Source organism: Pseudoalteromonas sp. CO109Y (assembly GCF_004208935.1).
GTDB lineage: Bacteria > Pseudomonadota > Gammaproteobacteria > Enterobacterales > Alteromonadaceae > Pseudoalteromonas > Pseudoalteromonas shioyasakiensis.
Genome location: NZ_SGPD01000030.1, coordinates 132,538 through 158,920, shown reverse-complemented (window position 1 = coordinate 158,920; position 26,383 = coordinate 132,538). Strand labels below are relative to the sequence as shown.

The following is a 26,383-nucleotide window of genomic DNA, read 5'->3' as shown; positions in this document are numbered from 1 at the left end:
TATTTGAGTGATAAATTAGTAACAATTTCATTATCTCAACCGAATAACTAAAAAGCGAATGAAAAAAAGTTCATTTAAACCGTTTAAAAACACACAGGTAAAACATGGATAGTATATATCGTTTCAATGCCCAGCTTGCATCTGGTGAAAACTTTAGCCTTGAATCGTTACAAGGTAAAACAGCGCTTATCGTCAATATTGCCAGCAAATGTAATTTTTCAGTGCAAATGGCAAGCCTTGAAAAACTCTATCAAGAATATAAACAGCAAGGTTTTACCGTACTGGGTTTTGCCTGTAATCAATTTGGCCACAATGAGCCACTTGATGGCAATGAGCTTAAAGCCTTTTATCAGCAACACTTTGATGTCAGCTTTCCTATTTTTAACAAGGTGTTAGTCAACGGCCCAGACGCCCATCCTTTATTTAATTATTTAAAGTGCCATACCCGAGGAATTGCGCAAAACCGCGCAATTAAATGGAATTTCACCAAATTTCTTATAAACTCAGAGGGTCAACTCGTTGCGCGATATGCCCCGCGCACCAAACCCGAAACCCTCAAAATGGTGATAGAGAGTAATTTAAATGATGAAACTGGCCTTATTCAGTGCGCAAAAGTATGAGCAACCGTTTTTTGAAAGGAATCTAACTGAATACGCTGAGTCTGTTTCGCTCAGTTATTTTGAGCAATCCTTAAACAGCAATACCACGCCCCTCTGCCAAGGTTTTGATGCAGTGTGCGTGTTTGTAAACGATACGGTCGACAAACACGTCATTGCAGATATGGCGGCTGTTGGCATTAAAGCAATCTTATTACGTTGTGCAGGCTTTAACAATGTTGACCTTGATGCTGCCAAAGAGCATAACATCAAGGTTTGCCGCGTGCCTGCATATAGCCCAGAAGCAGTAGCAGAGCATTGTATTGCACTCATGCTAACGCTCAACCGAAAAACCCATAAAGCCTTTAACCGAGTACGTGAAGGCAACTTTGATTTAAACGGTTTACTTGGTTTTAATCTGTTTAAAAAAACTATTGGGATTATCGGCTGTGGCAAAATCGGTTTAGCACTGGTAAATATATTAAATGGCTTTGGGGCGAAAGTACTCGTTTGCGACCCAATGGCTGGTGAAGGCCCTTACACCCTATGCGATTTAGACACATTACTCACACAAAGTGATGTCATCTCATTGCACTGCCCGCTCAACGAGCATACCCATCATTTAATTGATGCTAGCGCATTTGAGAAAATGAAAGACGGTGTCATGCTGATTAACACTTCTCGTGGTGCACTTCTCGATACTCAAGCCTGTATTCAAGCGCTTAAGTCTAAAAAGCTGGGACACTTAGGGCTTGATGTGTATGAGCAAGAGTCAGAGTTATTCTTTAAAGATCACCGTGAAGAAATCATGCAAGACGATATTTTTTCACGCCTTATTAGCTTCCCGAATGTGTTAGTGACAGGCCACCAAGGCTTCTTCACCCAAGAAGCACTTAGCGAAATAGCCTGCACTACATTGCAAAGCGCCAATGAAATAAGCCAAGGTTTACCATTAACTAACGAAGTTATTTAAAGCAAGCGCACCTTAAATTAAAAGGCGTGAGGTTTAAACCCCACGCCTTTTACTTTTTCCTTTTCCCTAGCAACTAGCAACTAGCAACTAGCAACTCAAGTTTCTATTTCAACAACGCCACGTTCACAAAAACCGCCGTCATTAATAACGGACAGACAAAGCGAATGTACTGGGCAAACCAATAATGAGGGCCGCTAGATACCTGATGCAATTTATTACCACGCTGCCATAACCAGCCAACAGTAATGAAATAGAACAGTCCCATTAAAGGTAATTGGTACTGTGTAAGCACCATAATGACTAAACCAAATAACCAGTCAAAGTTTAAGATAATCAGTGATGAGGCAATAAACACGATTAGCGTTACAAATAAGGTTGCTTTTTTACGCTCTACACTGTGATTCTCAACTAAAAAAGCCACTGGAATTTCAGTCGATGAGATGGTTGATGTTACTGAGGCAATCGACATTAATACAAAGAATAATAAGCCAACGAGTAAACCCACTTGACCCATTGTGCTAAACAGTTCAGGTAAAATTGCAAAAATTAACTGCCCTTCACCGACCAATTTACCGCCGCTAAATACCTCTACACCGTTATGTTGAGCAACAAAAATAGCCGGAATAATCAATAAACCCGCTAAAAAGGCCACACCGGTATCAAGCAGTGCCACGGTTCCAGTTAATTTAGGCAGGTTGGCATCTGGTTTTAAATAAGAGCCGTAAACCATCATACAACCAACACCTAACGACAATGAAAAGAACGCTTGCCCCATTGCCGCAATAATTAAGTTTGCATCAAGAATTTGACTAAAATCTGGCACTAAGTAGGCTGCAAAACCATCCATCGCACCATCTAGGGTCGCGATATAAGCAATTAACGCCACTAATAATACTAGCAATAATGGCATTAAGCGACGTGACCAAGTCTCGATACCTGATTTAACGCCTTTTAAAATAATACTCGCAGTAAGAATAAGCATCAGTGGTGTAAACACAAAATTACGTGCCATCGAGTCACTGTGTAAAAAGTTACTTAACTCAGTAAAACCAAAGAAGCTTGCGAGTGGCTCAAGCGCATAAGCGAGCATCCACCCTGCAACTATCGAATAAAAGCTCAGCATCACAACCGCGCCAAAGAGGCCAATATAGCCTGCTGCAGCGCCCACTTTAGGCGCTGTGTCTTGCCATGCATTAGATAATGCTTTTACTGGATTCGCTTGCGCTTGGTGGCCTAAATACAGCTCAGTATAAAGAGCCGGAAGCGCTAATAAGAAGATAACAATGAAGTAAACGAGTAAAAATGCACCGCCGCCATGGTTTGCCGCTTGTGTTGGAAAGCCCCAAATATTACCTAAACCTACCGCCGCACCAGAAGCTGCTAAAACGAAACCTAATCGACTTTGAAAGCCGTCACGAACTTGTGCCATACATCTACAAATCTGTTATTATTTTTCCTCATTAAACCATAATTACAGTCAACTGCGTAAACTATTTGCGTTTGTTCGTGCCTATAAATGTGCATCTGCTGTAAAAATAAACAAAACTAAATACGAGCCTTCGTGTAAGCGTTAAACCATGAGCAGCCACTACTTTTCGAATACTCTTATCATCGAGCAGCAAAGCCAAACAACGGCCAAAAAAATTATGCTGATGCATGCAGCACGTATTGATGTTGCAAGTTTACCCCTTGATAAATTACTCTGTGAGTTTGAATTAAGTGTGCTTGAAAAACGAAAAGTGCCTAGCGCCAAGCAAGAGTATTTAGCGACTCGCCTAACGTTAAAGTATTTGTATCAACATGCTTACCCTCATGATGATTTAGCTCTCAATGAAATATCGAGCCAGTTTGATGATAAAGACAGCAAGCTAAAATTACATACCCCGGTTAGAGAACCTGTGTGGGCCTGTTTATCACATTCAAATGGTTTAATTGGCGCTGCTCTTAACCCAGAACAGCAGCTATTTGGTTTTGATATTGAACAAAGCAGTAAACCTCGCCCTTTTCTCAAACTCGCAAAGCATTTTTATCATCAAGATGAAGTTGACTTAATTAGCCGTTTTGATGCTCCCGATGAACAGGCACAGTGCTTTTTTAGAATTTGGACATTAAAAGAGGCGCTTGCCAAAGCAAGTGCTCAGCCGATTGCGAAACAACTTTCTCCTAATGTATTTGAAGAATTGAGCAAACATAATTTCAGCGCGAGTAGTAATTCTATTGAAGGGTTTGATATAAGTGTTGTGGCACAAAAAAGCACTGACTGGCAGTGCTCTTTTATTAACTTTAATGACTTACGCCGCGACTTGGCTTTCTAATAGTCGGCTGTGAATAGCCTGCACGACTTCATCTGACTCACTTTGCTCAACTAAGAAGCACAGGTTATGTTTACTTGCACCGTGGCAAATTAAACGAATATTAAAATCACTCAATACCTGCATTAAGTTCATTTCTTGCTGACGTAATTGAATCTCAGAACCAATTAAAGCCACCAGCGTTAAGTTATTCTCAACCGACACATGACAAAACTCAGAAAGCTTATCTAAACAAGCTTGATCAAGCTCAGGGCGTGATGCATTTGGTGCGTTATCTAAAGTGATTGCAACACTGATCTCTGAGGTAGTAACCAAATCAACCGAAATATTAAACTCACTTAAAATAGTGAATACACGGGCTAAGAAACCACTCGCTAGGAGCATTTCTGGGCTTTTAACCGTTAACAGAATTTGGTTTTTACGCTGTGTTACGGCACGAATACCTGGTTGCTGAGATTTTTCTTTTTCAATCCATGTACCACCTAACTGTGGTTCACGGCTTGAACCAACAAACACACTAATATGGCTACGGCTTGCAGGTAAAATGGTTGCAGGATGCAGTACTTTTGCACCAAACGTTGCCATTTCTGCCGCTTCATCAAAGCTTAAGCGTGCAATTGGGCTTGCTTTAGCGCATAAACGCGGATCAGTACTGAAAATACCTACAACATCGGTCCAAATATGCACGCTTTTTGCGTTAATTGCTTCAGCGAGTAATGCAGCACTGTAATCTGAACCACCACGCCCTAAAGTGGTCGTTTGATTGTGCTCATTGCTTCCAATAAAACCTTGAGTTACCACAACATGGTCATCAAGTAATGGCACTAAATGCTCTTTAGCAGCCGCAGCGGTTGCTGCAACATTTGGGGTAGCTTTAGCAAATTGGCTATCTGTTTTTAGCACTTTACGTACATCAAAACGCACCGCATCAAGACCTTGCCCGCGTAATACTTGAGTAAATAAATACGATGATAAACGCTCGCCAAAGCTCAGTAGTTCATCTTGATCTGCTACTGACTTAGCCCCGTCTGATGCTAGCTTTTGAAAAGCCTTAAGCGTTTCATTAAAGCCATGTGCTAAATCAGCATCCAGTGACAGCTCTGCCAAGATTGCTTCTTGAATGGCGACAACGCCAGTAATATGCTCATCACGTTCAGCCGCACTCAAATCAGCTTTACACAATGCAACTAAATGATTGGTCACGCCTGCACTGGCACTCACAGCAACAATACGTACTTGATTATCAGCACAAATGATTTCAGCGCAGCGGCTCATAGCATCAAAGTTAGCTACACTGGTGCCACCAAATTTTGCAACAACGTAATCTGATTTTGTGTTGGCGGCTAATTGGGTATTCATGTCGTCTCCTTTTGTGGAAAACTATCCACAGTAATTCAAGAAGAACTCGGCAAGGGGGTGCTTTGAAAATAAAGAGTAGTCCATGCCAGAAGCTCTCCACCTAGTTTGGTGACAGTTTTGAGGATTCAGCCCCATAAACCGAAAAATAACCGTGACGTCCGGTTAATTTTCTCGGCGAGTACTTCCCTCATTAATGGTCATCGGCGTTCGTCACCTCACATTAATTACCTAAGTATCGCACCTCTTCTGAATGTTAAGTTAACACCTGGTTAAAATAACAAAGCCTGCTGTTAAAAGCAGGCTTCGAAAGTTAACGTTTAGACGTCTAGCTGTCAAGTTGTTTTATGAAATTAAACTGCCCGCTAAGTGCGAACCGTAATAACCAACGGTATAAGCAATTAATAAATAAACCGACATTTTAAGATAGCTCATAAAGGTCAGTGCCTTAACCTTACTCATGGCAATAATACCTGCCGCAGAGCCGATTATAAGCATTGAGCCACCGACCCCAGTTGCGTAAGTAAACGACAGCCATTGCTGAGGGCTCATCACAATATCAGCTTTTAAAAGTGCTGCAGTTAGAGGTACGTTATCTACCGCCGCTGATAATAGCCCCATCAAGTAGTTGGCATATTCCGGTGCCATCAACTCATATAAGTGAGTAAATTTAGCAAGCATGCCAACTTCTTTTAATGCACCAACCAGCAATAGCACACCAACGAAGAACAATAAGGTGTCGTATTCAATTTCACGAATATAATCGATGATTTTTTTGTTAACGTCTTTTTTGCGCATTAAGAATTGCGCAACCAAAAACATCAGAGATAAACCAAATAAAAAGGTTAATAACGGCGGCACACTATAAAGCACACTCAAAGTTAACGTAGCAATAATCGTCGAGAAGAAGATAACCGCAATGGTAATATCTGTCTTTTCGATACGACGGGCTGCTTGTTTTTCAAACACAACATTACCCGACATACCCACCGACAACATCGCCGCGAGCAGAGCAACACTTGTCAGTGCAGGGGCAATTAATAATAGTAGATTAGCAATAGTGACTTTTTCGTCTAAGAAAATCATCAGGGTTGTAACATCACCCGTAATCAACGACACCCCACCCGAATTAACACTAAATACAATTAAGGTCGCATATTTTATTAATTTTTTAGGATCTAACTTAAGTGACATCACCACCGCAAGCGAGATTAAAGTTGCAGTTATGTTGTCTGAAATAGATGAAAATAAAAACGCAAAGCCACCAATCAGAAACATCAGCTTTCGTTCACTGATTTGATTTGGCATAATTTTATGAACAATATTCTGGATAAAACCTTTAGAGTTTAAATAGGCTACAAAGGTCATCGCAGCCATTAAGAACAGCCACAAAGTCGCGATTTCTAATATGTTGTGATCCAGTTGATGTTGTATGGTTTCTGGGCTTTGCCCATGAATTGGAGAGATAAATAAGATAATCCAGCATAAAGTGCCAAAAAAAAGCGTCGTTTTGGCCTTGTTTACATGGATAATATCCTCTATAACGATAAGCAAAAATGCCACCGCTATCAGGGTTAGGATAAGTGGGGTTACCATGGTGTTTGAACAACCTTTATAATAATGTAAAAATTGTAAGTCGAGTGTTTCGGCGCGGATTCTAGCAGCATAGAAAGCATAAAACTATTCTCAATTACATAATTTAATACTAATCGCTAACACCAAAGTCTGAATTTACTGGAGCTTTATGATCCCAGCTAAAAAGTTATTAAATACCCTTACTGAACATTGGGGGGTGTTAGAACTGCTATTTAAACGTTTTAAGATGGCTGATTTCAGCTTGAAAGACGTACAAAATGCGATAAAACAAAAACAACCTTCATGGTCAAATGAACGCATTTATAAAGAAACAAATCGTTTATTGAATCAAGATATTATCATTCCACTGGCAAAATCATCGCAGTTAGAAATCAACCGTGCGATCGCCGATTTTGCGACTTTCTTGCTACAAGAAGAACACTTAGGTCTTGCCCAAGAAATTAGTGTGCTTGTTGATGATTTAGCTCGCCTTGGTAATCGCCTTGCTAAAGCCGGTGAAATTGAAGATTACGACGAGCTTCGCCGCTTCAGCCGTATTATGGATGATCGGGTACGCAAAATAATGAAATTGTTTGCCCACAATGAAAACGCAATTTTAAATATTGTTGAGCAAGCAAAAGCAGACAACGCGGTGCAATCACTGCAAAAACGCTATCAGGCTGTAATTGAAGCGTTCGATGAATACATCGAGCCTATGCTGGAAATGGTGGATATTCGTGGTGACTTCCACGCTTGCTTTAATACCATCGAAGCGCAAATTAGCGCGCAAATAGAGCAAATTGACCGCCTCGGTAAGTCATATCAAGACAAACGCATGCTAGAGCAATTACGTACCCGTATTTTAGAAATGCATTTAGTTGGTCGTGAAAGTTTACGTAAAAGCGCCGATATGTTGATGCCACTGCGTGAAGAATTACGACGCAACAACCTCATTACGCGTCAAGCGGCTAAAGTGCTTGGTTTAGTGCGTAAAAATGGCGTCGATAACATGTTAAGTGCAGTACAGCCTAACTTTGTCTCAGACGCGCAACGCTTTTCACTTGGTCAGCAACGTCATATCGTGGCCTATATGGCAGGCTTAGTTGACTTTGAGCACGATGAATATCAGCTTCCTGAACATGATGATGTGCCCGCCTACCAAAGCCCACATATTCCTGATTACAACGACGTTAAAACACAATTTAGAAAACGCTTTAAAAAAGCCAGCAAAAAAGCTCAGCCGCTGCTTAGTTTCTTAGATGAAAGCTACCCAGACTTAGAAGCTGACGAAATGCTGTTCTTGTATCAAAAATTAATTAGCGATGGCGACCTTGAGATTAGCCAAAGCCAAGAGAAAGTAAAAATAAAAATTGCCCAGCAACACTTCTCTCTTTACCCATTTAACTCATCGATTGCTGACGATAATAAAGCAACAGAGCAATAACCATGACAGATATTAATTTAGATGATTTAACGCATCTGCAAGCTATTAATAAAAAGCTCACATCAGGCTACCACATTAGCGAACAAGACACGCTGATGTGGCAAGAGCTTGATCAACACATTGATGCTTATCGCGCATTATTTAACGCCCTTGGCCATGACCTACAACATGATAGCCGTGGCTATTACTATTTTGGCAGCGACGAAAGCACCCCAAATATGGGTAAAATTTCGCGTGCCATCGCACTGACTATCTACATCTTGATTGAGCATTATGCCAATACTGGTAAAGATCCAATGCGTGCCTTGTTTGACGAAGTAAACGACCTTGAACTGATGCAAACCTTAGTGCAGATCAACAAGCACCTGTTTGATCAATTAGAAATCTTCTCAGGCTCAGATTTACGTAAAGACGTTTATCTACGTATGGTACGTTTGGGTCTTGCTCGCGAAGTAGAAAACGGCTTTATGCTGCAAGCACCTATTTATCGTTATATCGATGCATTAATGGAAGTAAACGAAGAAACCTACCTAGGAGATGACGACTAATGCAAAGCCAAAGCCTATATGGACTCAGCAAACTTGCGCTTTTAAATACCGCTGGCTATGCAAAATGCGTGATCCCACTGGATAAAAGTAGCTCAATCTGTGCACCGAATAATACTGGTAAAAGCTCGGTAATTAATGCCCTACAATTTCCACTGATTAATGATTTACGTTTAACAGAATGGGATGGCCACGATTTAGATGAAACCCGAAAATTCTACTTTTCGTCAGATCAATCCTATATTTTACTCGAAGCTGACCTACCTAATGGCCCTGTGGTGATTGGTGTTGCCGGCCTTGGTAAAATTGCTGGTTACGCGCATCAGTTTTTTTGCTACCAAGGTAAGTTGAACCTTGATCACTACACGCAAGGCAAAACCATTGTAAAATTCACCAAGCTTTTTAATCACTTAAAAGAGCAAGGTTTTAATCCAATTGAATTAAAAGCGCAGGAGCTAAACGCCCTACTCACTGGCGGCGCAACCCCATTTGATGGCGATATCAACTTAAAGATGATCCCCCTCAATAATGTGCAAGACTCCGCGATTTACAAAGAAATTTTCCGCCGTATCCTTAACTTGCATAAGTTAGGTGCCAGTGATGTTAAGCGCTTTATGTTACGCGTATTTGAGCGCCATATGTCAAACTCTCGGGTCGACTTTTATGAAGTGTGGCGACGTTCATTCGATAAAGTGAATCGCGCTAAACGTGAATTAAAAGCCCTTGAGTCAATGCAAGAGCCTATCGCAGCTCTTGAATCTATGCTTGAAAACCAAACGGTTTTAAAAGGCAAACTTGCAGCCTATGCGCCAAAAATTGACCAAGCACTGATTGACTTTGAAACCTATCAACAAGAGCAACTCTCTGAGCTAAATATTGCCCTTGAGGATATCGAACACGAAAAGCATGAGTTCGACCAAAAGCAGCAGCTGTATATTCAGCAATCACGTGATATTGAACGTAAGCAAACACAAATTGAACAATGGTTTTTAGACTATCGAGCACTTAAATCTGAGTTTGAATTAGTTAATAAAGCCACCTTAAAAGTAAGCCTTACACAGCTTAAACAAGATTATGAATCGCTATCGCATTCATTAAGCAGTGCCCAAGGGCAAAGCTTGCACACGCTTGATTACCGTATCAGCGAAACACAAAAGCAAATTAAGAGCTTAAAACTGCAGTTAAAGAACCTCGAGTTCAATTTATTCACCCGTATGCGTGAAGATTTATCTTTAAAAGAAGTTGAAGAGATTTCGCGTATTCTAAACCCTGATATCTTATCGTTTGCCACCACCAGCAATGGTGATGTTGAGATCACAGACGAAGATGCCTTTGGTGAGTTCTTAGAGCAGTTATCGGCAAATGTGAAAGGCGGTGTACTTACTCTTCCTGGCGCGACGATTAAACTTAAAAAGCTAAGCCCAGTGCAAATGCAAACGGGCGAAAATAAAGAGCAATTAACCGCGCAACTCGCTGCCCTAGAAAACTCACTAAAAGAGTTTAAACAACAACGCGAAGTCGCTGCTAATGTCGCCGAAAAGCAAAAAGAAAAAGATGCTTTATATGATGAGCTAATGGCCTCAGAAGAAGCATTAAAACGCTTTGAACAATTTGAAGTGATGCAGCAATCTATCGATGCACAAACTCTGCTAAAAGAGCAGTTAAATGCAGAACGCGAACAAGTTGACGACTATCTGCAAGACATTCAAAAAAATAGTGGCTCAATCAGCGACCGTCGCTCAATTATCAAGTCGAAAAAAGATTTGCTTGCGCGCCAAGCTGACCGTTTACGCCAAGTTAAATCTGAACGTATCGATCACACACTTGATTTTTATACAGGTAAAGTCACTCCATACATGATTGAAATCAGTATTGATTTTGATAACTTAAGTGACCTCATTCATCACTTTAACAAAGACTGCCAAGAGCTACGTAACTTTGATATCAACGTACGTAACACCTACATGCATATTTACAATGCGGGTATTACTAAATTTGATAACGAAAACGATGAGTTTACTAAATACGAAAAGCTTATCAGCGCGTTTCATAACATAGAAAACGAGCGCGATGCTGTTGAACGTCAAGGCCGCGTTGCATTAACCGAAGTAGCCGCCACTATTAAGGGCTTGCGCGAAGACTTAGACCGCCTGCGCCGCGAAATGAACAGCTTTAATAAAGGCATTAGTCAGCACCGTATCTCTAACCTTCAAGCATTCAAAATTAATGTTATTCCGCGCAAGATGCTGGTTGATAGCATTGATACTATTATCAGTACCTCAAATCAGTTTGAGCAAGGCGATACCCTAGACCTATTAAGCCAAGAGCCTTATAGCGAATCTGCGGTAAACGAAGCGAAAGATCATTTGATTAAGCTTGCCTCAGAAAAAGCCGGTTTAACACTTACCGACTTATTCGATATTCGTTTTGAAGTCGTGAACCGTGCAGGTGAAACTGAGCACTTCGAAAAAATCGATTCAGCCGGCTCTAACGGTACACGTATCACTATTAAGCTACTCTGTGGCATGCTGTTTATTCGTTACTTATTAAGCGACCAAGAACAAAACTTGTATCGTATTCCGATTTATATCGATGAAGCAGCCGATATCGACCCACAAAACCAAAAAGCAATTATCGAAACTGCTCTTAGCTTTGGCTTTGTGCCGATTTTTGCCTCAGTTAAACCACAAGTTAGCTGTGATTACATCGTCCCTATTCGTACTGTTAAAGATGGTGCTCAAAACTGGGTGGATGAAAAAGACTGGATAGAAGTGGAACACACCGTTTAATTACAAACTATTACAGTACTTTTTTGTAAATGTGCCATAGTTTTTAAATAATCATTCAGTTGAGTATTATTTGTGTTATGTTATCAATCAAGTAGTGGAAATTTTGCCAAGGAGCAAACAATATGAAGAACTTATTAATCGCGACGGCTGTATTATTTTTAGCGGCTTGTGCTAAAACGCCTGATTGGGATTACGACAAATCAGCAGATTTTAGTAATTATAAAACCTTCTCTTGGGTACCTAATGCCAGCTTGACTAAAAACGTAGCGAACTACCAAATTAGCCCTTTAATGGAAAAACGGGTTCGTGACGCTGTAAATGCTGAACTTGAAAAAAGCGGTATGAAGCTAGTTGATTTAGCGCAAGCAGATGTACTAATTAACTATCACGCCTCTGTTGATACTAAAATTGATGTAGATACCTTTAACGTGGGTTACGGCGCACGCTGGAATTACTGGGGTATGGGTTACAACACGCAAACAACTGCTCGCGAATACGAAGTGGGTACGTTAATTCTAGACGTGGTAGACCGTGCTTCTAACCAATTAGTTTGGCGTGGTGCGAAAGAAGGTCGTTTACAAAAGAACCAATCACCTGAAAAGCGCACTGAAGTTATCAAAGAAACTGTTGCTAACATTCTAAGTAACTTCCCACCGCAATCAATTAATCAAAACTAAACACTGTTTTAGTTAAAAGACCGCGCAATTAGCGCGGTTTTTTATTGCCTGCTGAAATCTGGTTGGAGTGGTATAACTCAGTGATTCAGATACAATACCCACAATTTTCAGTGCGCCTAACTAGCCACTACCCCAGATTAAACAAAATCAAGAGAGTTTTAGATGGTACGCGCAGTACAGCTTACACTTCCCGCATTATTCGTCACTTGCTCAGTACTAGCAGAAGACACCAACAATATTGAACAAATCACCGTTGAAGTTTCAGCAACCGCAAATAAAGAACCTGTAGGTACTTTTGATGCGCCGGTATCAAATTTAGAATATGACCCGCGTGTCGATTTGCAATCGCGTAATATGGCTGAAGCACAAGCTGATGTCACCATTCGCGGTGGTATCTTTGAAAATACTGGCTTTCGTGTCGGCAGCAGTACATTATTTGACCCTCAATCTGGTCACTACTTTGCTGAAATTCCAATTGCACCACAAATGCTAACAGGACCTTCAGTACTTACAGGTGCTGATAATGCCCTTTATGGAATGAATAGCTCGGTTGGTACGGTTTCATTTGGCTGGCGCCCTATCACGAGTACCGGTAGTGTTTCACTTGGCACAGGTACGAATGGCTTTAATTTACAAAGTATTCATGCTGCTCATAGCCAAAAGCTGGATAGCAAACCTGATTGGCGATTAGGTTTTGAGGGTGAATACTCGCACTCAAAAAGTGATGGCTCAATTGATAATGGCGACCACGACTTTGAACGTGCCTCAGCGCGTATTCAACTTGCAAGCTCTAGCTCACAAACTGATTTAATGTTCGGACGCCAAGAGAAGTTTTTTGGTTGGCCAAACCTTTATACGCCATTTAACTTTAACGAAACAGAAGATCTTGAAACCAAGCTTTTCATGCTCAATCACAAGCAAATGTATGGTGAGAGCAATAGCCTTGAAGTGACTGGTTATTATCGTAAACATAACGACCATTACGTTTTGTCTCGTGAAAACCCAGCTATTTTTGAAGCGTTTCACGAAACCACGGTTAAGTCATTAGCATTATCTGGACGTCACCGTTTAAATGACCGCTATGCAATTAATTATGCTGGGCAATTTATTGCTGATGAAATTGAATCAACATCTCTTGAAAACAATTTTACATCACGTAATTACACTAAGCTAAGTATCTTGCCTGAGTACAAATCAGCCCTTACAGCAAACAAAGAGCTTACTTTACGTGTTGGCGCTGCATTTGATGATACGAACCGTGATAGCTCAGATACCTCATTTATTGCCGATGCCAGCCTTAAAGTAGCTAATCAAAATGGCAGTGAACATACTTGGTATGCGTCATACGCCGAGGCAACACAAGTTCCCGGTTATACCGCCATCGGCGGCAGTGAAACGGGCGGATTATTCAGAAGTAACTACAGCCTTGAGCGCGAAACCACCGATAACCTTGAATTAGGTTTACTGATTGAACAGTCTTCATGGCGTTTAGATTCAGCTATTTTCTACCGTAAAGATAAAAACCTTACGGATTGGACATATCGCTTTGATGCAACCTCAGCTCGTTTTGCAAACCCGGTTGATATAGACACCTTAGGCGTTGAGTTTTTAGCGAATAAATCGTTTGAAAGCACTGAGTTGATTGCCAGCTACACCTATTTAGAAAAGTCAGAAGACTATGGCACGGCAGATATTGATGCGAGCTTTTATGCGCTTAACTACCCTGATCATCGTGTAACACTGGGTGCAGTATGGCAACCAATGGATGTACTTGAGCTGCGTATCGATAACGAATGGCGTAAGCAACATAGTAACCGCTTACGTAACTCTGATGATGAAGCCTTCTTCACGCAGTTAACGCTAAAATTCACCCCAGCTCAGCTTGATAATGTGTTTGTTACCTTTGCAGCTGACAACATTTGGGATGAATCTTTCGAAGAAGTACCGGGTACCCCAGGCCGCGGCGAACAATACACTCTTAGCGCTACCTATACGTGGTAAGCAAAAACAATAATGCCAGTCAATTGACTGGCATTTTTTCGTTGAGGACTATTAATTTTTTCATAATAATCTGTTTCACTTCATTTAGTTGCGAGCACTCAGATTGATGACATTCTCGTGTCGCGCTATCTTCTAAAACCTTTAAAACATCATAGCCAAAATTATTTTTGAGTGACGTGTCAGCGCCTTTTTCAATTAGTAATTTCATCGCAGTGTAGTTACTCAATATCGCAGCATATATTATTGGTGTTGAGCCTGTACCATCCTTAACATCTAGTTTTGGAGAAAACCTAAGTAAAGTTCTTAGGTGCTCTATTCTATCTGGCCCTAATACTTCAAAAATTAAATGTCGTTTTGCAGACACTCTGTAACTGTTTGGGTTTCCGCCCATTTGAAGTAGCTCACTTAAAAAGTCAGAGTCGAGATTACTCGTGGCTAGGCTTAAAACACTACTCGATTGATTAATTTGATAATTTGGATCAGCCCCAGCTGCTAGCGCTTTTAAAAACTGGTCTTTATTACCTGCTTTCAAAGCAGCAACGAGTTGTTGATTAGTATGCAATTGCGTTTCTGAGCTGTGATCAAGTTTGACTTGCAGTGGTATTGCATAAGTAAATGAGCTTGCTAAGAGTAAATAGATGATTACATATATTTTCATAGTTAATTTCGCAAGTATTGTTGGTTGTATTCTAAAACAGACAAGTCGTTCTTTATTATTTTTAAATACCATGAAGAAAACTTAAGCTATAAAACACAACTGATCCCAGTAACCGTTAAAAAGTGTTAAAGGTTTAATCTTTTTTAAGTCATCTGCTCAAGTTCGGTAATTAAATACAGTGCTTGTTCGTTAGTGGTGCCACATACATCGATGGTTGCAGAAAAGTCGCTACACACCTTAGGCCTTGATTCATCACCAAATAATTTACATAGGTTATTATCATCAAGTTGAATACAGCGCTCCCCCGCTGCTTTGCCGTTGGGCATTCCTGGGATCGGTGAGCTAATACTGGGTGCAATACAACAGGCGCCACAGCCTAATCTACATGCCATTTTATCTGTCATTGAGTACCTCTTATAGAACCTTTGTAGCGCCTTTGTAATATGTGTAATGGTTTGTTACATCTTCAAACGCCTTGTAAACACTTTATTGCGTATGCTTAGCCTATCAAATTTATTTTTAATTACCGTCAACCGTGAGGGACTATCCCGTGGCTAGTAAAAAACAAATCATTCTCCCTATCGCCGTATTAGTCGGCGGACTTGGAATGGCATTCGCATTTGCCTCTATGAAGCAACCGCCAGTCGAAAAACCAGAACAAGATCTGCGCCCGCTTGTATCAATCAAACCGTTAAGTTTTGACGCTATTACCCTTGATGTAAAATCATACGGTATCGTTAAACCTAAAAACCAAACTGAACTTGTTGCGCAAGTGAGTGGTCAGGTTGTGTCGTTATCAGATCAATTTGTACAAGGTGGATTTGTTAAGCAAGGCGACATTCTAGCACGTATTGACCCAAATGATTACGAAGCGGCACTCATTGAAGCTGAAGCTGGTTTGGCACAAGCAAGCTCTGCACTCGAGATTGAACGTGCACAGGTGTCAGTTGCGCAAGCTGAGTGGGACCGCATCAAAGGTGACTCAAACCAAGTTATTCCATCTGAGCTTTATTTACGTAAACCACAACTTGCTGAAAAACTTGCAAGTTACCGTGCAGCGCAAGCGAGTGTAAAACGAGCTAAACGTAATCTTGAACGTACATATATTAAAGCACCATACGATGCGATTATAGACGAGCGTCTAATTAGTTTAGGTAGTGTAGTAAACCCAGGTAACAGCTTTGGTAGCCTGAGCTCAACGTCATTGGCTGAAATTCGTTTACCTGTGGCAGATAAAGATCTGCAATACCTAAATAACCAAGGAATTGGTGCAAGCGTATCAATTAATGCTGAATTTGCAGGTAAACAAACAACGTGGCAAGCAACTATCGTACGTAGCGAAGGAGTTGTAGACCAACGTAGCCGCATGAATTACTTAGTAGCACAAGTAGCAACGCCTTATGAGCAAAAGCAGCCATTACGTTTTGGCTCATACATTAATGCCACTATCGAAGGCCGTGCGCTGGATAATGCGATTGTTGTTCCGCACCATTTAGTTAAAGACAAAAAAGTCGCTGTTTTACAAGATGGCGAAACGCTTACCTTTAAAACACTTAACATCGTTCGCGAACAAAATGGCATGGTGATCGCCGATAATGGCCTTGCTAATGGTGAGCAACTGATTACCTCGGCACTTGAATACCCAACTGAAGGCATGGCGGTCAAGCTAGATGACGCAAAACTGAGTGTGCCAACAACACAGTTAGCGTTAAAAGAGGAATAAGCCATGACCACGCACAGAGAAAAAGGGCTTATTGCCTGGTTTGCTCGCAACCCAGTTGCTGCAAACTTACTTATGATTTTCATTTTAGTGGGAGGCTTATTGACAGCAATGTCGGTGCGTAAGCAAATGTTCCCACAATTTGAAAGTAACTGGATCAGTATTCAAGCTGTCTACCCAGGGGCTGCGCCACAAGAGGTCGAAGAAGGCATCACCATTAAGGTCGAAGAGTCTTTAGAGGGTCTCGAAGGCATTAAGCGTTTAATTACTTATTCAAACCGTGGTTTTTCACAAGCTTGGATAGAAATCGAAGAAAAGTACGACCCGCAAGAAGTACTCGATGAAATCAAGATGCAGGTTGATTCAATCAATACCTTCCCTGCGGAGATGGAACGCCCAATTGTTCGCCGTGAAAAGTTTGAGCAAGAAGTTATGATTCTCGCGCTGTATGGCGATATGAGTAACTACCAGCTCAAAGAACTTGGTAACGACATAAAAGATGAGCTACAAGCTTTACCACAAATTAACTTGGTCAACTTTTACAGTGGCTTAAACTATGAAATTGGCATTGAAATCAGCCCAGATAAACTACGTGAGTATGGTTTAACTTTCCGTGATATTGCCACAGCCGTTCGCAGCTTTTCTGCCAATATGTCTGCAGGTCAAATTCGCTCTGAAAATGGCTACATTTCGATGCGTGTTGAAAATCAAGCGTATCGTGGTAAAGAGTTCGAAAATCTGCCTTTATTACACTTACCAGATGGTGCACAAGTTTTCTTAGGTGATGTAGCAACAATTAATGACGGCTTTGAAGAAGGCTTACAATACTCTAAGTACAACGGTAAAAACTCACTAACTTTTGAAGTAAATGCGTCGAAAGATCAAGACATCACTAAAGTTGCTGCGGTATTAAAAAAATATCTAGCAGATAAAGCACCACAGTTACCAGCAGGCGTAAAACTATCACCGATTGTTGATTTAACTTACTACCTTGAAGGTCGTCTAAACATGATGATCGACAACATGATTTGGGGTGGTATTTTAGTGATGGTAGTACTGGCGCTATTTTTACCACTACGCTTAGCATTTTGGGTAATGATGGGCTTACCTGTGTCATTCCTAGGTGCATTTTTAATGATGCCATTGGGCTTTATAGACATCACTGTTAACTTAGCTTCTTTATTCGCATTTATACTGGTGCTCGGGATAGTCGTTGATGATGCTATCGTCGTCGGTGAGTCTGCCAGTGCTGAAATTGAAAAGCATGGTCACAGCCTAGATAACGTAGTGCGCGGCGTAAAACGCGTTGCTATTCCTGCAACCTTTGGGGTGTTAACCACAATTGCCGCATTTTTACCACAAACACTGGCAACAGGGCCTGGCTCTGCGTTTTCTAAAGCCATTGGTGGTGTAATTATCCTATGTTTAATTTTCTCACTAATTGAGTCAAAACTAATTTTACCGGCTCACTTAGCAGCCATGAAAAATAAACCTGCGAACCCTAAAAATCCATTACATCGCTTACGTTTAGGTATGGATAAAGGCCTCAAGAACTTTGTTGATAATTACTACACACCATTTATTGGCCGCTGTATTCATTACCGTTACACCGTGATTGTTGGCTTTATCTGTGTGCTTATTGTTAGTGGCGGTATGTTCGCTGGTGGTTTAGTGAAATTTGTTGCGAATCCTAAAATTCCACATGATTTCCCGCGTATCTCAGTTGAAATGAACTTATCTTCGTCTGAGCAAGCAACCCTTGAGACAGCGCAAACAATTGAAAAGCTGATTTTAGATGTCGATAAACAACTTGAAGAGCAATATGGTCAAGCGATGATCCGCGACTTATCGGTTAGTTTACGCGGTCGTACAAGTGCACGCATTATGGCGATTTTGGTCGAACCGGACTTACGTCCTATTGATACCTTCCAATTAAGTGCAATGTGGCGCGAACAAATGCCACCACTGCCAGGTGTGAAAACGCTGAATATTGAAGACAGTATCATGAATGGCGGCCGTGATGACGGTGATGTTAGCTTTCGCTTAGAAGGCAAAGATATCAATAAACTCAAAGAAGTTGCTGCAAAGTTAAAAGAAAAGCTAAATAGCATGCAAGGCGTAGGTGATGTAAATGACTCGCTACAATCTGCAACTGACGAGGTTCAACTTGAACTTAAACCGCTTGCTTACAGCTTAGGTTTAACTCTATCGGATGTAGCATCACAAGTTAGCTTTAGCTACTACGGTTTAGAAGCGCAACGTATTTTACGTGACGGCGAAGAGATCAAAGTAATGATCCGCTACCCTCGTGAATCGCGCAACGCAGTAAGTGACATCACAGATGCACGTATCATTACACCAACGGGTGTTGAAGTACCGCTTGCTGAAGTTGCTAAAGTAAACATTGTAGATGGTGTAAACCGTATTCGTCGTGAAAATGCTAAACGTACTGTAAACGTTTGGGCTGCGGTTAATACTGATCAAGCTGAACCATTTGCCATTGCAAAAGAAATTCGTGACGAATACTTACCTAGCCTACTGAAAAGCTACCCAGGTGTAGAAAGTAATGTAGCTGGTCGTATTCAAGAAGAAATGGACAGTGTGGCAGAACAAGTACGTGACTTTGCTTTATCAATGATGATTATCTTTGCGTTACTTGCTATTCCGCTACGTTCGTACTCACAGCCATTTATTATCATGTCGGTTATTCCATTCGGTGTCATTGGTGCGATGTTCGGTCATATGATTTTAGGTATGACAATGAGCAGCTTATCGGTATTCGGTATCATCGCGGTTGCAGGTGTGGTCGTAAACGACTCGCTAGTGATGGTCGACTTTGTCAATAAAGCTCGCGCCGAAGGTGTAGCAATCAAAGAGGCTGTAATGCAAGCCGGTGCGCGTCGTTTTAGAGCAATATTACTGACCTCAATAACGACCTTTATTGGTGTATTACCAATCATTATGGAAACAAGCTTACAAGCAAAAATCGTTATCCCAATGGCTGTATCACTGGCATTCGGGGTGTTATTTGCAACGGTCATTACGCTTATTTTAATCCCTTGTCAGTACGTCGCGTTAGAAGACTTTAAACGCTTAATTGGCAAGCTAAGAGGTAAAAAAGCAGAGCCAGAAGCAAAATTACAAACAACCAGTAATTAAGCCCCTCTCAAGATCCCAACCGAACGCTTGGCAATAAATTTGCCAAGCGTTTTTTATTTAAAAATATGTTCCTATAAATCGTATTGTTTTGCTAAGCTTAAATGAGCAAAAAAGAAACAATTCAAGAAATTACTAAATACGTTATAAGGACATAGCTATGAAAATTCTACGCTACACAGCTTTGGTAAGTTGTTTATCCATTTGTATGCCTGTGCTGGCTGAAAACCAATACTTACAACAACAGCTTGAGCCTATTCTGATTGGTGAATCTCACAGTATAGAAGGACAACAAATCCACTCCCCTGAAATGACCGTTGCCACCTATAAAGCAAATAGTTTTGAACGAGTATGGGACAACGTAAAATATGCCAAGCAAGCGCTCAACTTAATTGCGCAAGCAGAACTTGAAGGGCTATCTCCTAACGACTATCACTTTGATACATTAATGGCGCTGGCCAGCGAAATAGATAAACGCGGAGCGGATGCCGTAGAAGCCCAGTTTGATGTTCTGATGACAGATGCCGTCATGACCTATGCAAAACACTTAATTCGCGGAAAAGTTAACCCTAAACAACTAGCAGCCACATGGAACTATGAACAGTTTGATGTCAGCCCAGATGCTGCAGCGGCCTCATTACTTAAACATGTAAAATCCAAAAGCCTTGATAAGGGACTTGAAAATCTAAAACCTGTTTTGCCTCATTATAAGCGTTTAAAAGACGCCCTTGTGTTTTATCGAGAGCTTGATGCCACTGGCGAGTTACCTGACTTCGCACTACAAAACAAGGTATTAAAACCCGGGCAATCAGACCCAGCAGTGCCGCTTTTAAGACAAAAGTTAAAACGACTAAAGTATTTTGACGGCAGTAACAGTGATGCCACTGATTATAACGATGAGCTAGTCGCAGCAGTTAAACGCTTTCAGAATGCGCATCAAGTTGCTGATGACGGTGTGATTGGCAATGCGACGTTAAAACTACTCAACAAAGATTACAGTGAGTACGTTAATGATATTTTAGTAAACCTAGAGCGCATTCGTTGGGTTGATAACACCCTAACAGAGCGCTTCTTAGTGGTAAATATCGCAGGCTACTTGCTGTATTTATTTGAAGACAATAAATTAAAATGGCAAACCAATGTAGTCGTAGGCAGAAACTACACCAAAACGCCAATATTTAAAGGGCAAATGAGCTATATCGTGATGAACCCAACCTGGACAGTACCGAGGAGTATTTCAGGTGGCATCATCAAAAAAATGAAAGAAAACCCAAACTACTTAAACGAGAAAGACTTTGTTGTGGTTGATAGTCGCCGTAACCCAGTTGATAGCGAGAGTATAGATTGGCCGAATGCTAGCCGCAAAAACTTCCCGTATTGGTTTGTACAACAGCCTTCAGAGAATAATTCATTAGGGCAAATCAAGTTTATGTTCCCTAATAAATACTCAATCTATTTGCACGATACTCCTGCAAAAAGTTTATTCCAGCAAGACCAACGTGCATTTAGCCACGGCTGTGTAAGAGTTGATGATCCATTCACCTTAGCTGAGAAAATCTTAGAAACCTCGGATAATTGGAGTCGTAGTGAAATTGATGACGCTATTGCTGCAAAAGAAACTAAAAAAGTCAGCTTATCAAAACCGCTAGACGTACTTTTAATGTATTGGACCGTTGCGGGTAACGACGAGGGCCTACAATTTTATACCGACGTTTATAATCGCGATGGCGCATTATTAAAAGCACTCACCACACCATTAGCAAACAATACAATTTAGAGGTCACTATGTATTTCAGCCGTATTATTTTTAGTGTGTGCTTAGCGTTAACTACATGCTCTGTTGCTGCCATTGAATTAACTGATTCGCTGCACAGCCTTGTACTTGATGCAAAACAAGTTCTAACACTTGATAACACGGCTGATTTTGTTCCAACTGCAGTATCAGATGTTGAGACTGAGCGATTAGGGCCAAATAGCATTGCCGTTTATGCCCCAGGAAATGCAGGGTTTTATAGCCTAGTCCTGAGTAACAACAAAACGAGCAAACGCTTACTCGTTATAGTGAAAAAACCATTCAATGCTAGCAATAAGCAATTGAATAATTATCAAATAGGCCTCTACCCTGCCCCTTATAAAGGCTATACACAATACAGTGCGCCAAACGGGTTTATAGAAATTTTTGAGAAAGACCTAACACGCCAGCTGACTCCTCATGTGCAAGTTAAAAATGTAATTTGTAAGCAAGTGAGTGGCTTTCCAAAGTATCTTTATGTCAACAACGATGGCTTGATGATGCTCGAAGAGCTGCTCACGTTTGTACAAAATGAAGGGATTAAAGTAAGCAAATTTGCCTTTATCAGCGGCTATAGAACCCCCCATTACAATCGCTCAATTGGTAATGGCAAACACAGCCGACACCAATATGGCGATGCCTTTGACCTTTATATAGATGAAGATGGTGATGGCCGAATGGACGATTTAAATGGCGATGGTAAACTAACGATTGCTGATGTTGATGTGCTTTATAAAGTGTTTGAAAAGTTCCAAAAACAGAGCCGCTATAATGGCGGTATTGGCCGCTATAAACCCGCCTCCCACCACGGTGGTTTTGTTCACATAGATAACCGTGGATTTACCGCTAGGTGGTAAGTCTTATCAATCAAGCCATGCGTAATGAAATTTTGTACCGTTAATATAAAAATGAAGCTACCAAGGTAGCCTCACTTTTTACTTATAGCTTATGGCTCAAAACTTAAAGCTTTTAACATGCTTGTTTTTGCGTTGCTTGGATATAAGCAACTAAATCTTCAATCGATACAACGGGCATGTGGTGCTCACTGGCAAACTTGCTAACTTCAGGCAAGCGAGCCATTGAACCATCTGGATTCGTTAATTCGCAAATAACACCAAACGGTGTTAAACCCGCTAACTGCATTAAATCAACCGATGCCTCAGTATGACCACGACGAACTAATACACCACCGGTTTGTGCTCGCAGTCCAAACACATGCCCAGGGCGAGATAAATCTTCAGGCTTTGCATTGTCTGCTGTTGCCGCTTTAATGGTGGTTACACGATCAGCCGCTGAAACGCCGGTTGTCACGCCCGTTTTAGCTTCAATAGTCACTGTATAAGCTGTTTTGTTCTGGCTGGTGTTATGCTCAACCATTTGTGGTAAATCAAGCTGTTTAACACGCTCATCGCCCATGCAAAGACACACAATACCGCTGCCTTCACGGATCATCATGGCCATTTGCTCTGTGGTCAGGTGCTGTGCTGAGTACACAAAATCACCTTCGTTTTCACGGTTTTCGTCATCTACCACAAGTACGCCTTCACCTTGCTGCAAAGCAGCAATCGCACGTTCAACGCGTTCAAGTGGTTCGCCAAATTGGCTGAGTAAAGAAGACTGAATCATCATTTTTAATACCTATTAAATTAAATATGAAAAGATTCAGGACATTGAAAGGCACAGCAAAAAAGACCACCCGCAGGCAGCCAATTACTGTTTTATAGATAAACTATATTCTCTTTCATCCGGACTATCACCGTCGGCTCTGGCCTCTCACCAGATCTGCTGACCTTCAACCAAAGTTAAAGCGCTCGCGGGCTCACTTAAATTTAAAGTATACCGCCGGTGGGGAATTTCACCCCGCCCTGAGAATGTTGCTTAATCAATAAGATGAATAAGCCTCGCTATTCTATACCCAAAATAGTTAGTTATCGAGTACCCGCTTATCTAATATGCCTTTTTCAATCAGTTGATTGAGTATCGCCTTGGTTTTTTCTCGGCATATATCACGCACTAGACGAACCGCGGGTGTAATGGACTGTCTACTTGGGCATATTAGCCAAAGCTCTGCACATAAGTGAGGGTAATTTTGCATTACTGGCACTACTCGACCACTTAGTAAATCATCACTGATATCAATACATGATTTAACCGCTAGGCCTTTACCAGCCACACACCAACGCCTTACCAAATCACCATCATTAGATGCTCGACGGCCTTGCATTTTCACCTTAAAACGCTCGGTTCCATCGGTAAATTCCCAGACATTATTGATGATATCTTGCAGTTGATAAAATAGGCCCTGATGCTGATTTAATTCATCTGGATGTGTCGGCGTGCCATGTTCGGCAATGTACTCTGGGGTTGCACATAACAGCCGCGGAACATTACAAATTTTAAAGCCATATAAATTTGAGTCGGATGGCGAGCCATACCTAAGCGCAAAATCAACGGAGTCTCGGTAAAAGTCGACATTACTATCGCTAATATGCGGGCGCATACTCAGTTTTGGATATTCATCAAGTAACTCATCTAACCATGGGATAATGATGTTGCGGCCTAAGTCTGAAGATAGTGCAACCCTGAGCTCACCTTCGATTTCATCATGCTCACCTTTTAACGCAAGTGTGGCTTGCTCAAGCATGAGCACTGCTTGCTGACACTGAGGTAAAAAGCGCTCCCCAGCCGTAGATAAGCGCAAATGACGAGTTGTTCGAACAAATAACTCCGCACCCAGCGCTGCTTCAACACGCTTAATAGCAGCGCTGGCGGTAGCGGCTCGCATGTCTAATTTGGCTGCTGCGGTTGTAATACTACGAAACTCAGCAACTTTGAGGATTAATTTGAGATCTTCAACCAACATATTAACTAAAAATTTTTGATAATGTTTATTCGATTATGCGCTTTATCGTAAAGTATGCAAGGCGTAAACTGCACCTAATTGTTATACATGCGGGAGCAAATCATGACACACCCAATCATTTCTGACTTACAACGCCGTTATACAAGTAAACGTTACGACGCTTCAAAACAAATTAGCCAAGCAGACTTAGCTGTAATTTTAGAAGCATTACGCCTGTCGCCATCGTCTATTAATTCTCAACCATGGAAATTTGTGGTAATTGAATCAGAGCAAGGTAAACAGCGTCTGCATGATAGTTTTGCAAATAAGTTTCAGTTTAACCAAGTTCATGCAAAAGCGGCATCACACACCATTTTATTTGCTTATAACCCAAGCTATAAACGTGCTGATTATGAAAAAGTAGTTGATGCCGATATTGCTAATGGCCGTACAAAAGCTGAAAACAAAGAGCAGGCTTTTGGTGCCTTCGCCTTTGTTGATTTAAATACAGATGAACAAGGTGATAACGCCGCTTGGACTAAAGCTCAAACCTACATTGCATTAGGTAATACCATGCACACAGTGGCTCGTTTAGGTTTAGATTCAACACCGATGGAAGGTGTCGATAAAGACTTACTTGGTGAGCTTTTTGCTGATGAGTTAGATGGTTATGTTTGTGAAGTGGCACTCGCTATTGGTTATCACGAGCCAGAGCAAGATTATAATGCTGCATTACCAAAATCGCGTTTAGATAAAGATGCGGTGATTACTGTAGTTTAAAGCCTAAAGATTATGCAGGCTTGGCCTGCATAATTGTTATTTTAGGTCAGTCTTCACAACCACATTGCTCGCCATACCTTCACACAAATCTGCTGTTATTGTGGCAACAGCTCCATTTATTAGTGCTAAATTTGGGGCTACGTGGCCAATGTCGGCATCAACGATAACTGGGAATAAATTACCTTTAAATGCGAGCTCTATTGCTTGGTATTCATCAAAGTAGCAGTCGTTATTAATTGCAGGGCTGCGGCCAAATACCACCGCATTTACATCAGTAAAAACATCATTCAACTTTAACGATAACAAACAACGTGCAAGGGCCATCGGACTAAGCTCAGCATTTTCTAGGTATAAAATTAACCCCTCAGGCGCATACTGCTTTTTAAATTCATGCAATGCATAGTAATTTGAGGGTAACAACAGACCTAACGTATCTAAACAGCCGCCAATTAAGCGTCCAGACACTTCAATTTGGCGTTTATCTTTATAGTTAATACATCGCCATTGGCTTGGAGCGGTATAGTCAAATTGAGCCTCAGGCTTAGCTTTATAATCAATAGGCTTTTGCTGATAAAAAGGCGACGCGACTTGATGCAGTTGCTGTTTTTCTTCAAGTGACATGGCACTGAATATATTTGCTAAATAAACATCGGGATCGTCAGGATGAATTTGCATTAAATTTGCAGCGTGCAAAGTTGCCCAGCCACAACGAGTTGTTAATGCACATGCAAACGTGCTGATATCTGAAAAGCCAACCAACCATTTAGGTCTTGCTTTACTTATGGCATTGAAATCCAGAAGAGGTAAAATCTCCATGGTGAGATCACCGCCCCATGGCGGCATAATGGCTGCTATTGAATCATCAGTTAAATACTGCATTAGCTCATCAGCACGTTGCTTTGCACTATTGTGTGACTGACGTAAACAGGCACCTTCAATAACAGTAAAACCTTTGGCGGTTAAGCCATTAAGTACTATGTCTAAGCGTTCATGAAAGACTTTATCAACACCTGATGAAAAAGCACATATGGCTATTTTATCACCTTGCTCAAGCGGTTTAGGATACTGAATTTTTGCCATTATTACTCCTTCATTACGACTGTATGATAGCCAACGTACCGAATAAATCCACGCCTGTAAACAGGCATAAAAAAACCGCAGTATGAA

The 26,383-nt window shown here is 41.1% G+C and carries 21 protein-coding genes and 2 riboswitches; of the genes, 13 read left to right on the top strand and 8 right to left on the bottom strand.

The annotated features are described in order from the left end of the window. Positions 1-104 precede the first annotated feature (104 nt). Both EXT43_RS12610 and EXT43_RS12605 read left to right on the top strand, forming a co-directional pair. The gene (locus EXT43_RS12610) at positions 105-620 is read left to right on the top strand and encodes a redoxin domain-containing protein (RefSeq protein WP_054551485.1); all 516 of its coding nucleotides are present in this window, start codon (positions 105-107) and stop codon (positions 618-620) included. Beyond that, positions 586-1,569, top strand: coding sequence for a 2-hydroxyacid dehydrogenase (locus EXT43_RS12605; protein ID WP_130167186.1), 984 nt, complete (start codon positions 586-588; stop codon positions 1,567-1,569). The genes EXT43_RS12610 and EXT43_RS12605 overlap by 35 nt, the downstream gene beginning before the upstream one ends. Before the next feature lie 103 nt (positions 1,570-1,672). Here the strand turns inward: EXT43_RS12605 and EXT43_RS12600 are convergent, their stop codons facing one another. Further along, entirely contained in the window at positions 1,673-2,998 is a 1,326-nt protein-coding gene (locus EXT43_RS12600; RefSeq protein WP_062564543.1) for a sodium-dependent transporter, read from the bottom strand. 148 nt (positions 2,999-3,146) lie between these two features. On the opposite strand from EXT43_RS12600, the gene EXT43_RS12595 reads away from it, so the two are divergent. Beyond that, positions 3,147-3,884: a 4'-phosphopantetheinyl transferase superfamily protein gene (locus EXT43_RS12595; protein WP_130167110.1), complete on the top strand. Its 738-nt coding sequence runs from the start codon at positions 3,147-3,149 to the stop codon at positions 3,882-3,884. Here the strand turns inward: EXT43_RS12595 and lysC are convergent. After that, positions 3,861-5,240 (bottom strand): lysine-sensitive aspartokinase 3, encoded by a 1,380-nt coding sequence (lysC, locus tag EXT43_RS12590; RefSeq protein WP_055020817.1) that lies wholly within the window; start codon positions 5,238-5,240, stop codon positions 3,861-3,863. The genes EXT43_RS12595 and lysC overlap by 24 nt on opposite strands. Before the next feature lie 81 nt (positions 5,241-5,321). Then, positions 5,322-5,494, bottom strand: a riboswitch (Lysine riboswitch). Positions 5,495-5,582: 88 nt separating this feature from the next. Then, positions 5,583-6,833, bottom strand: a complete 1,251-nt coding sequence (gene nhaD / locus EXT43_RS12585; protein ID WP_054551492.1) for a sodium:proton antiporter NhaD — start codon at positions 6,831-6,833, stop codon at positions 5,583-5,585. A 148-nt stretch (positions 6,834-6,981) separates the two neighbouring features. Here nhaD and EXT43_RS12580 point away from each other — a divergent pair, with 148 nt between their 5' ends. The 5 genes from EXT43_RS12580 (at position 6,982) to EXT43_RS12560 (ending at position 14,268) form a co-directional block, all read left to right on the top strand. Beyond that, entirely contained in the window at positions 6,982-8,256 is a 1,275-nt protein-coding gene (locus EXT43_RS12580; RefSeq protein WP_130167109.1) for a hypothetical protein, read from the top strand. 2 nt (positions 8,257-8,258) lie between these two features. After that, positions 8,259-8,804: a hypothetical protein gene (locus EXT43_RS12575; protein WP_058585203.1), complete on the top strand. Its 546-nt coding sequence runs from the start codon at positions 8,259-8,261 to the stop codon at positions 8,802-8,804. Beyond that, positions 8,804-11,590 (top strand): ATPase, encoded by a 2,787-nt coding sequence (locus EXT43_RS12570; RefSeq protein WP_130167108.1) that lies wholly within the window; start codon positions 8,804-8,806, stop codon positions 11,588-11,590. The genes EXT43_RS12575 and EXT43_RS12570 overlap by 1 nt, the downstream gene beginning before the upstream one ends. Before the next feature lie 122 nt (positions 11,591-11,712). Further along, the gene (locus EXT43_RS12565) at positions 11,713-12,267 is read left to right on the top strand and encodes a DUF4136 domain-containing protein (protein ID WP_058585205.1); all 555 of its coding nucleotides are present in this window, start codon (positions 11,713-11,715) and stop codon (positions 12,265-12,267) included. Between the two features lie 162 nt (positions 12,268-12,429). Continuing rightward, positions 12,430-14,268: a TonB-dependent receptor gene (locus EXT43_RS12560; protein WP_063529071.1), complete on the top strand. Its 1,839-nt coding sequence runs from the start codon at positions 12,430-12,432 to the stop codon at positions 14,266-14,268. Between the two features lie 19 nt (positions 14,269-14,287). Here EXT43_RS12560 and EXT43_RS12555 read toward each other — a convergent pair whose 3' ends face one another. Both EXT43_RS12555 and EXT43_RS12550 read right to left on the bottom strand, forming a co-directional pair. Further along, a complete protein-coding gene (locus EXT43_RS12555; protein WP_130167107.1) occupies positions 14,288-14,998 on the bottom strand; it encodes an ankyrin repeat domain-containing protein in 711 nt (236 codons plus the stop codon). A 71-nt stretch (positions 14,999-15,069) separates the two neighbouring features. Beyond that, positions 15,070-15,318, bottom strand: a complete 249-nt coding sequence (locus EXT43_RS12550; protein ID WP_054562006.1) for a YkgJ family cysteine cluster protein — start codon at positions 15,316-15,318, stop codon at positions 15,070-15,072. 158 nt (positions 15,319-15,476) lie between these two features. Between EXT43_RS12550 and EXT43_RS12545 the strand changes: the two genes are divergently transcribed. From EXT43_RS12545 to EXT43_RS12530, 4 genes are all read left to right on the top strand, one after another. Next, a complete protein-coding gene (locus EXT43_RS12545; protein ID WP_055020814.1) occupies positions 15,477-16,649 on the top strand; it encodes an efflux RND transporter periplasmic adaptor subunit in 1,173 nt (390 codons plus the stop codon). A gap of 3 nt (positions 16,650-16,652) precedes the next feature. Beyond that, the gene (locus EXT43_RS12540) at positions 16,653-19,805 is read left to right on the top strand and encodes an efflux RND transporter permease subunit (protein ID WP_130167106.1); all 3,153 of its coding nucleotides are present in this window, start codon (positions 16,653-16,655) and stop codon (positions 19,803-19,805) included. A 157-nt stretch (positions 19,806-19,962) separates the two neighbouring features. Continuing rightward, positions 19,963-21,579: a L,D-transpeptidase family protein gene (locus EXT43_RS12535; protein WP_130167105.1), complete on the top strand. Its 1,617-nt coding sequence runs from the start codon at positions 19,963-19,965 to the stop codon at positions 21,577-21,579. Positions 21,580-21,587: 8 nt separating this feature from the next. Next, positions 21,588-22,451: a D-Ala-D-Ala carboxypeptidase family metallohydrolase gene (locus EXT43_RS12530; protein ID WP_130167104.1), complete on the top strand. Its 864-nt coding sequence runs from the start codon at positions 21,588-21,590 to the stop codon at positions 22,449-22,451. Positions 22,452-22,563: 112 nt separating this feature from the next. Here the strand turns inward: EXT43_RS12530 and ribB are convergent, their stop codons facing one another. Both ribB and EXT43_RS12520 read right to left on the bottom strand, forming a co-directional pair. Continuing rightward, positions 22,564-23,217 carry a 3,4-dihydroxy-2-butanone-4-phosphate synthase gene (gene ribB / locus EXT43_RS12525; RefSeq protein ID WP_130167185.1) on the bottom strand — a complete coding sequence of 218 codons (654 nt, stop codon included), beginning with the start codon at positions 23,215-23,217 and terminating at the stop codon, positions 22,564-22,566. Between the two features lie 106 nt (positions 23,218-23,323). Beyond that, a riboswitch (FMN riboswitch) is annotated at positions 23,324-23,471 on the bottom strand. A gap of 47 nt (positions 23,472-23,518) precedes the next feature. Next, on the bottom strand, positions 23,519-24,457 hold the full coding sequence (locus EXT43_RS12520; RefSeq protein WP_130167103.1) for a LysR family transcriptional regulator: 939 nt from the start codon (positions 24,455-24,457) through the stop codon (positions 23,519-23,521). Between the two features lie 102 nt (positions 24,458-24,559). On the opposite strand from EXT43_RS12520, the gene EXT43_RS12515 reads away from it, so the two are divergent. Next, the gene (locus EXT43_RS12515; RefSeq protein ID WP_130167102.1) at positions 24,560-25,216 is read left to right on the top strand and encodes a nitroreductase family protein; all 657 of its coding nucleotides are present in this window, start codon (positions 24,560-24,562) and stop codon (positions 25,214-25,216) included. Positions 25,217-25,252: 36 nt separating this feature from the next. On the opposite strand, the gene EXT43_RS12510 is transcribed toward EXT43_RS12515, so the two are convergent. Continuing rightward, positions 25,253-26,296, bottom strand: a complete 1,044-nt coding sequence (locus EXT43_RS12510) for a S66 peptidase family protein (RefSeq protein WP_130167101.1) — start codon at positions 26,294-26,296, stop codon at positions 25,253-25,255. Positions 26,297-26,383 lie beyond the last annotated feature (87 nt).